This window comes from Mycolicibacterium monacense (assembly GCF_010731575.1).
Taxonomy (GTDB): Bacteria; Actinomycetota; Actinomycetes; order Mycobacteriales; family Mycobacteriaceae; genus Mycobacterium; species Mycobacterium monacense.
This window is the reverse complement of record NZ_AP022617.1, coordinates 1,887,538-1,901,928: the sequence shown is the minus strand read 5'-3', so window position 1 is coordinate 1,901,928 and position 14,391 is coordinate 1,887,538. Positions and strand designations below refer to the sequence as shown.

The following is a 14,391-nucleotide window of genomic DNA, read 5'->3' as shown; positions in this document are numbered from 1 at the left end:
ACCCGATGACACCGCCGACGCAGACGCCCCGGACGACGAAGTCGATCTTCATCACGGGTGCGGGTAGCGGTATGGGACGTGCAGGCGCGCAGCTGTTCCACGACCGCGGCTGGCGGGTCGCCGCCGTCGACCGCAACGAGGCCGGCCTGGCCGAGCTGACCGCCGAACGCGGCGGCGACCGACTGTGGACCCGACAGGTCGACGTGACCGACAAGGCGCAGCTCGAGGCCGCGCTCGCCAACTTCTGCGGTGACGGCGGCCTGGACATGATGTGGAACAACGCCGGGATCGGCGAATCCGGCTGGTTCGAGGACGTGCCGTACGAAGCGGCCATGCGAGTGGTCGACGTCAACTTCAAGGCGGTGCTGACCGGGGCGTACGTGGCGTTGCCCTACCTCAAGCGGGCGCCGGACAGCCTGATGTTCTCGACGTCGTCGTCGTCGGCGACCTACGGGATGCCGCAGATCGCGGTGTACTCGGCGACCAAGCACGGCGTCAAAGGCCTCACCGAGGCGCTCAGCGTGGAGTGGCAGCGGCACGGGGTGCGCGTCGCCGACGTGCTGCCCGGTCTGATCGACACGGCGATCCTGCGCGAGACACCCAACCACTCCGGGCGTGCGCCGTCGGACGGTCCCGCCGCGGACGTGACCGCATCCGCGCCCAAGCGGGGTCCGTTCCGGTTGATGCCGGCCGCCAGTGTCGCGGAGGCGGCGTGGGCGGCCTACCGGCATCCGACCCGGCTGCACTGGTATGTGCCGAACAGCATCCGGTGGCTCGACCGGCTCAAGGCCGTCAGCCCGGAATTGGTCCGCGGTCAGATCCGCAAGGCGCTACCGCGGCTCACCGAGCGCTGAGGTTCAGTTCTCACGCGGCAGGAGTTCGGCGCGGCGCAGCGCGGCAGGCGCCGACCCGCCGAGCCAGATGTCGAGCGGTCGGTCGGACCTTCACACCTGCCGAGTCAACGCGATCGGCGATCGGCCGGCAGCACCGGGTGCGGGTCTGGCAAGCTGCCCGCATGCAGGGTTCGGTCAGCGTGACGATGAACGCCCCGGCGGAGCGGATCTGGGATCTGGTCGCCGACGTGCGCAACACCGGTCGGTTGTCCCCCGAGGTGATGGAAGCCGAATGGCTCGACGGCGCCGCCGGACCTGCACTGGGCGCCAGGTTCCGCGGTCACGTCCGGCGCAACGAGATCGGACCGGTTTACTGGACGACGTGCCGGGTCACCGCCTGCGAACCGGGTCGCGAGTTCGGCTTCGAGGTTTTGGTGGGTGACCGGGCAGTCAACAACTGGCAATACCGCTTCACCCCAGTCGACGGCGGTACCGAGGTCACCGAGTCCTTCCACCTGGAAGACTCCGCATTGATGCGGGTCTTCGCGGTGGCCGGCGGCCAGTTGCGTCGGCGTCGCAACCTGCGGGACATGCGCAAGACACTGGAACGCATCCGATCCGTGGTGGAGGGCGCGGAGGGTTAGCCGAACTCGAAGTCGCGCGGTTCCGGGCGGCGAGTCCACGTCCAGTAGTCGACGAGGCGCCACGGGCTGAGCGTGTAGATCTCACCGTGGGAGTTCTTGTAGAAGGAGTGCTCGACCGACGGCTGCGACCAGACCAGTTTGCCGAGTTCTTCCTGGGTGCGTCTGCACCAATCCTGAGCGCACTGCTCCCGAGGCTGCAGCCAGCGGTGGCCGCCGTCGATCAGCAACTCCAAACACTGTGCGATGTAACGCATCTGACATTCGGAATGGAAGATCAGGCTGCCACCGTGCGCGAGGTTGGTGCCGGGCCCGTACATGCAGAAGAAGTTGGGAAACTCCGGCACCGTGATGCCGAGGTACGCCGACGGCCGTTCACCCCACACCTCCCCGAGCACCGCCCCGCCGCGACCGACGACGCGCATCGGCCACAGCATCCGGTTGGCGTGAAACCCGGTGGCATACACGATGACATCGGCCGGGTAGCGGGTCCCGTCCTCGGTGACGACGGCGTCGGGCTCGATGCGGGCGATGCCGGTGCGGACCAGTTCCACATTGTCGCGGGTGAGCGTGCGCAACCAGCTGCCGTTGTCCTGCAGCGTGCGTTTGCCGGTGGCCGGGTAGTCCGGCAGCACCTTGGCCAGCAGATCGGCGTCGTCGCCCACCTGGCTGGTGATCCACTCCGTGAACATCATCCGTGCGATGTCGTTGACCTCGCTGACCGCGCGCTGCGGGTCGGGGTAGTCCGGATCGACCCTGGCCGCCGCCAGTCCCTTGTCGCAGCCCGGCCAGAACAGCAGGAAGCGGTACCAACGACCGTAGAACGGGAGGTGCCGCAGCGCCCAGCGCACCCCGTCGCCGACCGGCGCGTGATAGTTCGGATTGGGGAACATCCACTGGGCGGTGCGCTGAAAGACGGTGAGGCGGTTGACTTTCGGTGCGATGGCCGGTGCGATCTGGAAACCGCTGGCCCCCGCGCCGATCATCGCGACCTCGCGGCCGCGCAGGTCCACCGAGTGGTCCCATTCGGCGGAGTGAAAGGCCGGTCCGCCGAAGTCGTGCTGTCCCTCGATCGCCGGGGTGTGCGGGCGGTTGAGCTGGCCCACCGCGCTGATCACCGCGCGCGCCCGCACACTGGTCACCGCGCCCTCGAGGTCGCGCATGTGCGCGGTCCACGTACCGGTGTCTTCGTCCCAGACCAGCTCGGTGACCTCGGTGCCGAACCGGACGTGGGGCGACATTTCGTGGCGGTCGAACACCTCCTGGAAGTAGGCCTGCAGTTCGGGCTGTTCGGCGAAGAAGTGGGTCCACCGGTCAGACGGTTCGAAGCTGTAGCAGTAGAAGTGGTTGCCGACGTCGACCCGCGCGCCCGGATAGGTGTTCTGCCACCAGGTGCCACCCACCCCGGTGTTGCGTTCGACGATCGTGAACGGGATGCCGGCCTCCTTGAGACGGATCCCCGCCAGCAGACCGGACTCGCCGCAGCCGATCACCAGCACGGGGAACTCGGCACGCGCGGGGTCGGCCGGCGGTGGCACCGCGCGGTCGTCGCGACCGTCGAGTTCCATCTCCTCGAGCAGCATCGGCACGTACTCGGCAGGCACCTCTTCGCAGACCAGCCACTGCATCATCTCGTGCAGGAGTTCCGGTCGGATCGGTGCGGGTTCGGGGCATCCGCGGTCCCAGTAGTCCGCGATGATCGGCAGGGCGAGCGCGCGGACCGCGGCCTTGTCCTCCTCGGACATGTAACCCTGCACCTCGTTGAGGAACAGGCCGGCGGGCCGGAGCGCCCCGCGGATCAGGGACGCGTCGCCGGACATGTGGACCAGCGACATCATCAGTGTCGGGATGCTGACGTCGAGCAGCGCATCGGCGATGCGTTCGTCCGGGTCGGTGAATGGTTGTCCGGCATGTGGGTTGCGCACGGTCCGGTGCTATCACGTTTCCACCCTGCCGGGGCGGGTATCTGGGTCCGGTGACAGAACCATCCGACAAGCCGGCCGACTACGACCGTCAGTTACCCGACGACATCTCCGACGACACCGTGGAAGCGGTGGGCTCGGTGTCGGAGGCGCTCGAGTGGGTCGAACGCGCCCGCGGTCACCTGTACAGCTTCCATCAACTGATGGGCCGGGCCGACCTGCTGCTCGGCGAGGCGTGCGACAAACTGCGCGACGCCGGCCACGACGAGGTCGCCGACCGGTTGGCCGCCGAGCTGGTCGGCCGCAACGTGCTCTACGGCCGGTGGACCTTTCAGATCGTCGAGGACTTCGACGACAACTACTGGTCGGTGTTCCGGGATCACGAGCGCCGGGTTCGTGACGAACTCCAGCAGGGGCACCGGCACGTCTTCGAGGCGCGGATGAAGGAAGACCGGCGCAGCAAGGGCCGACCCGGACACGAGGGCCGTCCCGAGGGCTAGGCTCGACGGCGTGGGCATCGCGGCTCGGGAGAACGGCTCGGTTCCACCTGACGTGCCGCTGGCCGACATCGATCTGGGGTCGTGGGACTTCTGGGCGCTCGACGACGACATCCGCGAGGGTGCGTTCGCCACCCTGCGGCGTGAGGCCCCGGTCCGGCACTTCTCGGAGTTCGTGGCCGACGGCATGGAGGCCGGCCGCGGCCACTGGGCGCTGACCCGGTACGACGACGTGTTCTACGCCAGCCGGCACCCGGAGATCTTCAGCTCCGCGTCGGGCATCACGATCGGTGACCAGACGCCCGAACTCAACGAGTACTTCGGGTCGATGATCGCGATGGACGATCCCCGGCACAGCAGGCTGCGCAACATCGTGCGCAGCGCATTCACCCCGAGGGTGCTCTCGCGCATCGAGGATTCCGTGCGCGACCGCGCCCGGAGACTGGTCGCCGAGATGGTGGCGGCCAACCCGGACGGCACCGGTGAGCTCGTCACCGACTTCGCCGGTCCCCTACCACTGCAGATCATCTGCGACATGATGGGCATTCCCGAAGAAGACCATCAGCGCGTGTTCCACTGGACCAACGTCATCCTCGGTTTCGGCGACCCCGACCTGACCACCGACTTCGACGAATTCGTCGGCGTGGCAATGGAGATCGGCGCGTATGCGAGCGCACTGGCCGAGGACCGGCGCGCCCACCCGGGAGACGATCTGACCACCAGCCTCGTGCAGGCCGAGGTCGACGGGCAACGGCTCACCTCCGGTGAGGTGGCGTCGTTCTTCATCCTGCTGGTGGTGGCGGGCAACGAGACCACCCGCAACGCGATCAGCCACGGGTTGCTGGCCCTGAGCCGCTACCCCGACCAGCGCCGGATCTGGTTCTCCGCGTACGACGAACTGGCCCCGACGGCGGTCGAGGAGATCGTGCGCTGGGCCTCTCCGGTGAGCTACATGCGGCGCACCCTGACCTGCGACGCAGAGCTGGGTGGAGTGAAACTGGTTGCCGGCGACAAAGTTTCACTGTGGTACGGCTCCGCCAACCGGGACGAATCGAAGTTCCGTGATCCGTGGACGTTCGACGTGCGTCGCCACCCCAATCCGCACGTCGGGTTCGGCGGCGGTGGCGCCCACTTCTGCCTGGGTGCGAACCTCGCCCGACGTGAGATCACCGTGGCGTTCGAGGAACTGCACCGGCAGATCCCCGACATCACCGCCTCCGAGGAACCCAGCCGCCTGCAGTCGGCGTTCATCCACGGGATCAAACGGCTGCCGGTGACCTGGACACCGCCCCGATAGCGGGCGTCACTTCACAGAGGTCGCCGAGTTCGGAGCGGGTGGGTCCCGGCGGGACGGCCGGACGCCAGCCGCCGGCGAAGATCTCCCGTGCCCGCGGCTCGGCCGGTGCGAGGCTGGCGGGTAACGACGCCATCGTCGCGTACGGTCCGACCAGTGGGCCCAAAGCCGGATCCGCGTCGGCCGCGGCGACGATGAGGTCCGACGGCAGAGGGCGAGTGAGGTCCACCTCGCCGCCGGACCAGCGGCGCACCCGGTCGCCGTCGACGCGGCGGTGATCGTCGAACCACGGCCGCACGTGATGCTCGCACCATGCGTCGAACACCCCTGCGGCGGTCTCGATCTCGCGTTCGGAGTCCAGGACGTCGAGCAGTGCCCGGGACTGCATCAGCCCCAACGTCACACCGCGGCCGGCCAGCGGCGTGGTCGTGCACACGGCGTCGCCGACCGAGATCAGCCCGGGCAGAAAGGGTGCGCCGTCCGTGCCGACCTGCGGGCGGTAGCTGTTGTACAACCGCCCGCCCGGCAGTACGGACGCGAGGGGTTCGGACCGGTGCGGGTCGATCCAGTCGGCCAGTTGCGGGATCGCGCCGACGACCGCCTCGAACACCGCGTCCTCCCGCAGCCGGCGCAGCCGCGGATCGCTGCCATCGTGGGTGATCGTCACCGAGAACGTGCCGCCGTCGTGCAGGAATGCGATGGCGGCGTAGCCGGACATGCTCAGCGACAGGCCGATCGGTGAGTTGACGGGCCCGGCGGCCGCGCCGGTGCGCAGCCGGTACTCGCGTGTCGCGTACACGGCGCCGCAGTCACCGCCCACGGCGTCGAGGCGCAGCCCCCGCAGGTATCGGGCGGCCCGACCGGAGGCGTCGAGCACGAGGTCGCCGTCGAGCACGCGGTCACCGACGACGACTCCGGTGACCCGGCCGTCGACGCGATGCGGACGCTGCACGGTTCCGACGTGGCGGGTGATGCCGTCCTGCAGCGCGGCGATGCGGTGCAGCACCCGTTCGAAGGTCGACCGCCGGCACAGCAGCGCAGTCCCCGAGCCCTTGCTATCCGTGGCGATGCCGGCGCCCGCGACGGTCAACGCGTCGACCACATCGGGCATCTCGGCGCGCAGCGCATCGACTACCGGCATCCGGAAGGTGTGGGCGTGGTCGAACTGCATCACTCCCCTTCGCCGCCAGCGGCCGACCGGTGGCGGACCGGGGTCGCGGTCCACCACTGCGACCTTATGACCGCGGCGGGCGAGCGCGACGGCGCAGAACAGCCCTGTCGGACCCGCTCCGACGATGATCACACGCATGCCGGGCCTCCATTGAGGTAACTTGTAGTGTAATGAATAGAACGAGGGTGGCGTGAAATGGCCGAGGATGTCAAGAGGCGGTACCGATCGGACCTGCGCGCTGCACAGGCGCAGGAAACCCGCCGCAGAATCGTCGCCGCGGCCGCGCGACTCTTCGCGGAGAACGGCTACGGCGCCACGACCATGGACGGGATCGCCGACGCCGCGCGGGTGAGCCGCAAGACGGTGTTCACGTCGGTCGGCGGCAAGATCGAACTGCTCCGTCTCGCCATGGACTGGGCCGTGGCCGGCGACGACGCCGACGTACCCGTCTCCGATCGCGAGGAGATGCGGTGGGTGCTGGCGGGCGACGACCCGGCCGAGATCCTGCGCGGCTGCGCTGCGGTGAGCGCGGGGATCAACGCACGGGTCGCGGATCTGTTCCGCACGCTCGAGGTGGCCGCAGGCGCCGAACCGGAGGCGCAGGCCCTGCTCACCGCCACCCGCGAGCAGCGGTTGACCGATGCGCGGACGATCGCGCGCCGACTGCGCTCGCTCGGGTTGTTGACCGGCCGGAAGGCCTACGAGGAGGCGATCGACCTGATCTTCCTCGCCATCGATCCGCATCCGTTCGACGTCCTGGTGCGCCAACGCGGGTGGTCGCCGACCCGATACACGCGGTGGCTCGGTGACTCGCTGATCCGGCAGCTGTCGGGTGGGTGAGCCGTTTGTGCGATCGGAGTGCGGGCACTCAACGGGCGTCGCACCCATCAGGACGGAGGATCATGCAATTCGAACGCTTCCGAACGCTGGCGGAGTCGAAGGGGCCGTACGCATCGGTGTACTTCGACGATTCGCACAACACCGAGGATGCCGCTGCTCAGCGGGAACTCAGGTGGCGGGCGGTCCGAGACGACCTCGAAGAGCAGGCTGCGCCGGCCGAGTTGATCGAGGCGTTGCAGCCCGCCGTGCTCGACGCGCCGCCCGCCGTCGGCCGCAGCGGTCGAGGCCTGATCGTCGGGGCCGACGGTGTGCTGCTCAACGAACACCTGATCCGGCCGATCGAGATTCCCGTTGTCCGCGTGTCGTCGCTGCCGTACCTCGTACCGGTGGTGGAGCACGGTGATCAGCACTCGACCTATGTGATCGTCGCCGTCGACCACGCCGGCGCCGACATCGCTCTGCATCGCGACCGATCGGTCGTCTCGGACACCGTCGACGGTGGCGGCTACCCCGTCCACAAGGCCGACAGCGCCGAGACGCCCGGTTACGGTGACCCGCAGCGGCGCAGCACCGAGGCAGGGCGCAAGAATCTGCGGGCCGTCGCCGAGCGGTTGGCGACGCTGGTCGACGAGGCCTCCCCCGAGGTGGTATTCGTTGTCGGCGAAGTGCAGTCACGTTCGGATCTGGCGCCCATGCTGGACGAGCGAGTGGCCGATCGGGTGGTCGAGCTCGACGTGGGCGCCCGGCACAGCGGTTTCGCAGACGCCGACCTCCGCCACGCCGTCGACCAGGAGTTCCTCCGGCGTCGACTCGCGACGATCGAGCATGCGGCAGAACAGTTCTCGCAGGCGATCGGTCAGGGTTCGGGGCTGGCCACCCAGGGTCTGCACGGCGTCTGCGCCGCACTGCGGGCCGGCGCCGTGGAAACCCTCATCATCGGAGACATCGGCGATGCGACCGTCGTCGCCGGCGACGACCTGCTGACACTCGCGCCGAACGAGAAGCTGCTGTCGGAGCTGGGCACCGCGCCGGCCCAGACGCTGCGGGCCGACGAGGCGCTTCCCCTTGCCGCCGTACGCACCGGTGCGGCGCTGGTCCGCACCGACGAGCGAATCGACCCGGACGACGGAATCGCCGCGGTGCTGCGTTACGCCTTGGCCTGACTGTTCGTGTCGGCACGGCTCAGCAGCGCGGCGACGGGGCTCTCGTCGATGTGCACGCGCAGGTCTTCGGCGTTCTCGAAGACCGCGCGGGCACCCGCCTCGGTGAGCTCGCCGCGGGAGACGCCACCGCTGAGCACGCCGATGGATGTCAGGCCGGCTCGCCGACAGGCCTCGATGTCCCATACGGCGTCGCCGACGAACACCGCGTGCTCGGCGTCCACACCCGCGCGTTCCAGAGCGATGTGGACGATGTCGGGCTGGGGTTTGGCGGTGTCGACGTCCTCCCCGGACGTCATGGCGGAGTAGACGTCTTCACTGTCGAGCACCTCACGGAGCACGTCGAGTTCGTCCTCGGGCGCCGAGGTGGCCAGCACCACCTGTAGGCCGAGCTCCTTGATCCGCTCGAGGAGTGCCCGCGCACCGGGAAGCAGGCGTAACAGGCCCCTGTCGTCGAGGTAGTAGCGAGAATGCCCGTCCTTCAGACGCTTTCGCGTGTCGTCGTCGGCATCGGGAACCAGGTTGTCCAACAACGTCGAGCCGTCCATGCCGATGCACCGGTGCACCCGCCAGGATTCAACCGTCAGCCCCTCGTCGGCGAAAGACCGGTGCCAAGCGTGGACATGCAGATAGTTCGAGTCGACCAGGGTGCCGTCGATATCGAACAGCACGGCCGGTGCGGAACCGGCCGTGCTGTGCGAGTTGGTCATCGGGTGGGACGGTCGGTCGCGGTGCGACCGTTGTCCGGCCCGGCGCCGGGCTGCTGCGGGTAGCCGGGCTGCTGGGTGCCACCGGGCTGGGAGTACCCGGGTTGCTGGTTGTAACCGGATTGCTGTGCGCCACCGGGATACTGCGTGGCGCCCTGCTGGGGCCCGCCGTGACGAGTGTCCTCGTGCCGACCGCCGCCGAGACCACCCTGCCGTCCGGCGTCCTGACCGTCCGCCTGCATGTCCTCGGCCTTCGGGGTGTGCGGGTCGAGCTCATCGGCGAACCGGCGACGCTCGTCGAGTTCCTGTCGCGAGGTGTCGACGGCCTCCCGGTGGGTCGACGCGACGTCGCGCAGGCGGGCGGCCTCGGCAGCCTTCGCCTCCGCCTCGGCCGCTGCGGCCCGGGCCTCGGCCTCGGACTGCTGCGCCACCAGGTCGCGCTGCTCGACGTGCTGATGGTGCTCTTGGACTTCCTGACGGATCTGCTGGGCTTCGAGGTGTCGCTTCTCGTTGCGGCGCTTGCGGGCCATCATCGCCAGTGCGGCGATGATCAGTAGCGCCACCACCACTGCGACGATGATCCAGACGATGGTGCTGGTATCCACGTCGGCTCCTTCGGTCGGTCGGGCAAGGTCATATTGACTGTCCCGCTGATTGCGGGTGCCCCTCCGCGTCGGCGGCTAAACGGTTCCCACGTCACCGGCGCACATCGCGCCGAGCATGCCCTCGGCCGCTCGCGGCCACGTGAACTGCTCGGCGCGCCGCCGGGCGTTGATCCGGCGCACCGTTTCCGGTACGCGGATCACCCGTCCGACGGCATCGGCGATCGCCTGCGGGTCGTTGTCGGCGGCGGCTCCGCTGTCTGCAGTGAGGATCTCGGCGAGGGCGGAGGTACGGGACACGACGGCAGGGGTTCCGCAGGCCAGCGCTTCGAGTGCGGCGAGGCCGAACGTCTCATGCGGTCCCGGGGCGAGCGCCACGTCCGCGGACGCGAGGATGCCCGCCACGGTGTCGCGACAGCCGATGTACCCCGTGAAGTCGACGGGGAGGCCGGTGGCCTGGCGTTCGAGGCGCTGCCGCAGCGGCCCCTCGCCCACCACGACCAGTCGCGCGTCGACACCTGAATGACGCAGCGCCGCAACGGTGTCGATGCTGCGGTGCGCATGCTTCTCGACCGACAGCCGGCCACAGTGCACGAGGAGGGTCTGATCGGGAGCCGCCCACCGCCGCCGCATCTGATCCGACCGTCGACGCGGGTGGAACTGGTCGAGGTCGACTCCGAGCGGAACGGTGACGACGTTGGTGGCGTCGATCCGGTCGAACTCCCTACGCGCGAACGCGGTCGTACAGACGACGGTGTCGTAGTTGCTCGCGGTGCGGCGGTTGGCGATATCGGCGACCGCACGAGCCACGCGGCCCGGCACGACCTGCCCGACGAGACGGTCGAGGCGTTCGTGGGAGATCATCACCGTCGCCACACCGTGGCGTCGCCCCCATCCCCCGAGCGAACGCAACGTCAGTCGGTCGGACACCTCGATCGCGTCGGGTTGCAACTCGTGAAGCAAGGCGGTGACCGGACCCGGCAGAACGGCGCGATACCCACCGGTGAAGGGAATCAGGCGGGCGGGCAGGGTGATTCGGGTGACGCCGGTGGCCAACCACTGATGCTCGGTGCGATGCCCGGGCACGACGAGACACACCTCGTGTCCGGCCGCGCAGTACTCGGCGCCGAGCCGGTCGACCGCGGTGCGTAAGCCGCCCGAGCGTGGCCCGTAGAAGTTGGCGACCTGCACCACGCGCATGCCTCGAGGAAACCGGTCGCTTCTGTGCGTTGCGCGGCCACGCATCGACCGGCACCTGAACGTGCCGTGAACTCCCCCTGCGTTCTTTGGCGCGAGGGTGCGTGTCTCGCGGTTTCGCAGCAGTTTGCGTACCCTCGCGAGTTAGTCCAAACCTCCTTTTTCACAGTGGTTTCCGCAGTCACATCGCCGGCCGTTTTGTCGGTGGTTCGAACTAGTGTTCGACGTATGGATGGATTGTCTGGCGCGGTCGACCACCTCGTGGCGTCCATCGCCGCTCTGCAGACCGCCTCCATCGACGAGCTCTCCTACGAGCAGATCGTGGCCGAACTGGACCGCATCAAAGCAGCGGTGTGGGCGGTGCCCAGTGTGGAGCACCGCCTGACCGCGCGGCTGATGGACGCCGACCCGCACACGTTGGGGGCGACGTCGTTGAAAAGGCTGCTCGCCGACCGGCTCCGCATCTCCGACAAAACCGCCGGCGACCGGCTCACCGACGCGCGCCAGTTGGGGCCGCGCCACACCCTGACCGGGGAGCGGGTGCAGACCGAGTTGGCCCACACCGCGGATGCGGTCGCCCGCGGCGACATCGGCACCACCCACGTGCGGATCATCCAGGAGTTCGTCAAGAAACTGCCCGCATGGGTGTCCTGGGAGCGCCGCGACCACTACGAACGCGACCTCGTCGGCCACGCCCTGCAGTTGCGCCCCGACCAGTTGAAGAAGGTTGCCGACACGCTGCTGGGGTTCATCGACCAGGACGGCACCGAACCCGACCACCACACCCACCAACGCCGCCGCGAGTTCACCGTCGGCCGCCAACAGGCCGACGGGATGAGCCGGGTCTCGGGCTGGCTCACCCCCGAAGCCCGCGCGCACTGGGACCTCATCGCCGCCAAATACGCCGCCCCCGGCACCAACCTGCCCCACGACGACACCCACACCGGCCGCGACGACCGCACCACCGGACAACGCCACCACGACGCCCTCACCCGAGCAATGCGGGACCATGTGCAGTCGGGCGCCCTTGGTCACATCGCCGGCGTTCCCGCCAGCATCATCGCGACGATGACGCTCAGCGAGCTGGAACGCGCCGCCGGCTGGGCGCACACCGGCGGCGGCAACAAGATCCCCATCCGGGATCTGATCCGGATGGCCGCCCACTCCCGGCACTACCTGGCGGTCTTCGACGACCACACCGAAGAAATCCTGTATTTCGGCCGCGCCAAACGCTGCGCCACCACCGCCCAACGCCTGGCCCTGTTCGCCCGCGACAGAGGCTGCACCCACCCCGGCTGCACCGTGCCGTTCTACTGGACCGAAGCCCACCACACCCACGACTACTCCCGCGGTGGGCGCACCGACATCGACGACCTCACCCTCGCCTGCCAACCCGCCAACCTGCTCATCGAAAAAACCGGATGGACCACCCACCGCCCCGGCAACGGCCGCACCCAATGGACCCCACCCGAAGACCACGACACCGACCAACCCCGCATCAACAACCACTTCCACCCCCACCGCTACCTCACCGACAACGACGACGGTCAAGACGGCGACGACGGTAGAGACGACGAGGACGATCAGTCGACGTAGCGGGAGAACCACTCCTGCAAGCGTTTCCACGCGTCAGCGGCGGCGGCGGCGTTGTAGCGCTCACCGGTGTCGTTGAAGAAGGCGTGGTTGGCATCGGGCTCGGTGACGAGTTCGAAGACCATGCCGGCCTTTTCGAGTGCGGCGCGCGCCACCGGTTCGCTGGCGTTGACCCGCTGGTCCTGCGAAGCATAGATGCCCAGCACCGCAACGTCTTTCGAACCGGAGAAGTCTGGGTTCTCCGGGGTTGGGCCGTAGAAGGGCACCGCCGCTGCCAATCGTGGCTCGCCCGCGGCCAACAGCCGCCACACCATGCCACCGCCCATGCAGAACCCGACCGCCGCGAGTTTGCGGTCCGGCAGCCGGCGGCTCAACTCGTCGATTCCGGATCTCAGATCGGCGACCGCCTCCTCGGGCGGCAGCTTGCTCAGCGCCGCGGTCGCCTCGGCCGGATCGGCGAACGTCGCGGTGCCCCCCTGCCCGGAGAGCAGATCGATCGCGAGGGCGGAGTAACCGATGCCGCCGAACCGACCGGCGACCGACCGGATGTAGTCGTTGAGTCCCTTGTTCTCGTGGATCACCAGCACCGCGCCACGCGGTTGGTCCGCCGCCGCCCACGCGCCCTGCAACTCGCCGCGGGGGCCCGCCCAGGTGACGGGCTCGGTCGGGACCGCGTTCTGCGATCCCGGCGGCGGCGCACTGACCGTGGCGGCGCCGCTCGATGTCACGGGCGCCTCGGCTTCCTCCTGCTTGTTCTCGCTGCACGCGGCGAACAGTGCGGTCGCGCCCGCGGTGCCGATGCCGATCAGGGAGAGCCTGCGCAACGCCTCACGGCGGGACAGCAATCCGTCGACGTGGTCGGTCGCGATCTCTTCGGCGATGTAGCGCTGCAGCGGTGTCACGTTCGCGAGTATGCGCTCATCGCCGAAGCGGCGGAACCGATTGCCTCACCGCGCCATACTCGCGTCATGACATGGCGCCCCGATCCGGATGCGTTACGTGACCGCATCGCGGTGGTGGCGGGGGCGACCCGCGGCGCCGGGCGCGGGATAGCCGCCGCCCTCGGCGAGGCGGGTGCCACCGTCATCTGCACTGGACGCAGCAGCAGGACCGAACCTGGCGGATCCGACTACGACCGGCCGGAGACGATCGAGGAGACCGCCGAACTCGTCACCGCTCTCGGCGGTCGCGGCATCGCCTACCGCGTCGACCACCTCGACGCCGAACAGGTGCGCACGTTGGCCGACAGGCTGGGCAGCGAGCACGGCCGGATCGACATCCTGGTCAACGACATCTGGGGTGCCGAGGTGCTGAAGGGCCCGCCGCCCACGTGGGGCCGCCCGATGTGGGAGCACGATCTGGCCGACGGACTACGCATCGTGCGGCTCGGACTGGAGACCCATCTCATCACCTCGCACGCCCCGCTGCCGTTGCTGACCGCCCGGCCCGGCGGCCTGCTCGTCGAGATCACCGACGGCACAACGGAATACAATGCGGCACGCTACCGGATCTCGGTGTTCTACGACCTGGTCAAGTGTGCCGTCAACCGGCTGGCGTTCAGTCACGGACATGAACTGGCGCCCTTCGGTGCCGCCGCGGTCGCCGTGAGCCCGGGGTGGCTGCGTTCGGAGATGATGCTCGACAATTACGGCGTCACCGAAGCCGACTGGCGTACGGCGCTGAACGCCGACCGCGCGGACGGCCGCCCGCCGGCCCCGCCCGGCTTCGCGGAGTCCGAGACCCCGCGGTATGTGGGCCGCGCCGTCGCGGCGATCGCCGCCGACCGTGATCGTCAGCAGTGGAATCAGCGCTCGCTGAGCTCGGCCGAACTCGCCCGCGAGTACGGATTCACCGACGTGGATCAACGCCAACCGGACTCATGGACTGGGTGAACACGCAGTTGAGAGCCTAAATAGACAGATCAGGAAATCTGT

At 68.9% G+C, this 14,391-nt stretch carries 14 protein-coding genes; 8 read left to right on the top strand and 6 right to left on the bottom strand.

All coding sequences use genetic code 11. The annotated features are described in order from the left end of the window. The first annotated feature begins 5 nt into the window (after nt 1-5). Nucleotides 6-854: an SDR family oxidoreductase gene (locus G6N49_RS08975; protein WP_083045281.1), complete on the top strand. Its 849-nt coding sequence runs from the start codon at nt 6-8 to the stop codon at nt 852-854. Between the two features lie 161 nt (nt 855-1,015). Beyond that, nucleotides 1,016-1,477 (top strand): SRPBCC family protein, encoded by a 462-nt coding sequence (locus G6N49_RS08970; protein WP_011855775.1) that lies wholly within the window; start codon nt 1,016-1,018, stop codon nt 1,475-1,477. Here G6N49_RS08970 and G6N49_RS08965 read toward each other — a convergent pair. Further along, nucleotides 1,474-3,399: a flavin-containing monooxygenase gene (locus G6N49_RS08965; RefSeq protein WP_011855776.1), complete on the bottom strand. Its 1,926-nt coding sequence runs from the start codon at nt 3,397-3,399 to the stop codon at nt 1,474-1,476. The genes G6N49_RS08970 and G6N49_RS08965 overlap by 4 nt on opposite strands. Before the next feature lie 50 nt (nt 3,400-3,449). On the opposite strand from G6N49_RS08965, the gene G6N49_RS08960 reads away from it, so the two are divergent. Then, nucleotides 3,450-3,896 (top strand): hypothetical protein, encoded by a 447-nt coding sequence (locus tag G6N49_RS08960; RefSeq protein WP_011855777.1) that lies wholly within the window; start codon nt 3,450-3,452, stop codon nt 3,894-3,896. Between the two features lie 10 nt (nt 3,897-3,906). After that, complete coding sequence (locus tag G6N49_RS08955; protein ID WP_011855778.1) at nt 3,907-5,190, top strand: cytochrome P450; 1,284 nt, start codon at nt 3,907-3,909, stop codon at nt 5,188-5,190. On the opposite strand, the gene G6N49_RS08950 is transcribed toward G6N49_RS08955, so the two are convergent. After that, nucleotides 5,153-6,496: an FAD-dependent oxidoreductase gene (locus G6N49_RS08950; RefSeq protein WP_011855779.1), complete on the bottom strand. Its 1,344-nt coding sequence runs from the start codon at nt 6,494-6,496 to the stop codon at nt 5,153-5,155. The genes G6N49_RS08955 and G6N49_RS08950 overlap by 38 nt on opposite strands. 57 nt (nt 6,497-6,553) lie before the next feature. Between G6N49_RS08950 and G6N49_RS08945 the strand changes: the two genes are divergently transcribed. Both G6N49_RS08945 and G6N49_RS08940 read left to right on the top strand, forming a co-directional pair. Beyond that, nucleotides 6,554-7,198 carry a TetR/AcrR family transcriptional regulator gene (locus tag G6N49_RS08945; RefSeq protein ID WP_011855780.1) on the top strand — a complete coding sequence of 215 codons (645 nt, stop codon included), beginning with the start codon at nt 6,554-6,556 and terminating at the stop codon, nt 7,196-7,198. Nucleotides 7,199-7,260: 62 nt separating this feature from the next. Further along, complete coding sequence (locus tag G6N49_RS08940) at nt 7,261-8,361, top strand: Rv2629 family ribosome hibernation factor (RefSeq protein WP_011560138.1); 1,101 nt, start codon at nt 7,261-7,263, stop codon at nt 8,359-8,361. On the opposite strand, the gene G6N49_RS08935 is transcribed toward G6N49_RS08940, so the two are convergent. From G6N49_RS08935 to G6N49_RS08925, 3 genes are all read right to left on the bottom strand, one after another. Then, nucleotides 8,346-9,068 (bottom strand): HAD family hydrolase, encoded by a 723-nt coding sequence (locus G6N49_RS08935; protein WP_011560139.1) that lies wholly within the window; start codon nt 9,066-9,068, stop codon nt 8,346-8,348. The two genes, G6N49_RS08940 and G6N49_RS08935, sit on opposite strands and share 16 nt — an antisense overlap. Next, entirely contained in the window at nt 9,065-9,670 is a 606-nt protein-coding gene (locus G6N49_RS08930; protein ID WP_083045280.1) for a hypothetical protein, read from the bottom strand. The genes G6N49_RS08935 and G6N49_RS08930 overlap by 4 nt, the downstream gene beginning before the upstream one ends. Before the next feature lie 75 nt (nt 9,671-9,745). Then, nucleotides 9,746-10,867: a glycosyltransferase gene (locus G6N49_RS08925; protein WP_083045279.1), complete on the bottom strand. Its 1,122-nt coding sequence runs from the start codon at nt 10,865-10,867 to the stop codon at nt 9,746-9,748. 225 nt (nt 10,868-11,092) lie between these two features. Between G6N49_RS08925 and G6N49_RS08920 the strand changes: the two genes are divergently transcribed. Then, nucleotides 11,093-12,460 (top strand): HNH endonuclease signature motif containing protein, encoded by a 1,368-nt coding sequence (locus G6N49_RS08920; RefSeq protein ID WP_083045278.1) that lies wholly within the window; start codon nt 11,093-11,095, stop codon nt 12,458-12,460. Here G6N49_RS08920 and G6N49_RS08915 read toward each other — a convergent pair. Beyond that, nucleotides 12,448-13,359 carry a dienelactone hydrolase family protein gene (locus G6N49_RS08915; RefSeq protein ID WP_064872688.1) on the bottom strand — a complete coding sequence of 304 codons (912 nt, stop codon included), beginning with the start codon at nt 13,357-13,359 and terminating at the stop codon, nt 12,448-12,450. The two genes, G6N49_RS08920 and G6N49_RS08915, sit on opposite strands and share 13 nt — an antisense overlap. 66 nt (nt 13,360-13,425) lie before the next feature. Here G6N49_RS08915 and G6N49_RS08910 point away from each other — a divergent pair, with 66 nt between their 5' ends. After that, nucleotides 13,426-14,349, top strand: a complete 924-nt coding sequence (locus G6N49_RS08910) for an SDR family oxidoreductase (protein WP_083045277.1) — start codon at nt 13,426-13,428, stop codon at nt 14,347-14,349. Nucleotides 14,350-14,391: the final 42 nt, after the last annotated feature.

Coding starts and splice junctions, on each gene's coding strand:
- G6N49_RS08975 (WP_083045281.1), top strand. CDS start 6: ATGACACCGCCGACGCAGACGCCCCGGACGACGAAGTCGATCTTCATC.
- G6N49_RS08970 (WP_011855775.1), top strand. CDS start 1,016: ATGCAGGGTTCGGTCAGCGTGACGATGAACGCCCCGGCGGAGCGGATC.
- G6N49_RS08950 (WP_011855779.1), bottom strand. CDS start 6,496: ATGCGTGTGATCATCGTCGGAGCGGGTCCGACAGGGCTGTTCTGCGCC.
- G6N49_RS08945 (WP_011855780.1), top strand. CDS start 6,554: ATGGCCGAGGATGTCAAGAGGCGGTACCGATCGGACCTGCGCGCTGCA.
- G6N49_RS08940 (WP_011560138.1), top strand. CDS start 7,261: ATGCAATTCGAACGCTTCCGAACGCTGGCGGAGTCGAAGGGGCCGTAC.
- G6N49_RS08935 (WP_011560139.1), bottom strand. CDS start 9,068: ATGACCAACTCGCACAGCACGGCCGGTTCCGCACCGGCCGTGCTGTTC.
- G6N49_RS08925 (WP_083045279.1), bottom strand. CDS start 10,867: ATGCGCGTGGTGCAGGTCGCCAACTTCTACGGGCCACGCTCGGGCGGC.
- G6N49_RS08920 (WP_083045278.1), top strand. CDS start 11,093: ATGGATGGATTGTCTGGCGCGGTCGACCACCTCGTGGCGTCCATCGCC.
- G6N49_RS08910 (WP_083045277.1), top strand. CDS start 13,426: ATGACATGGCGCCCCGATCCGGATGCGTTACGTGACCGCATCGCGGTG.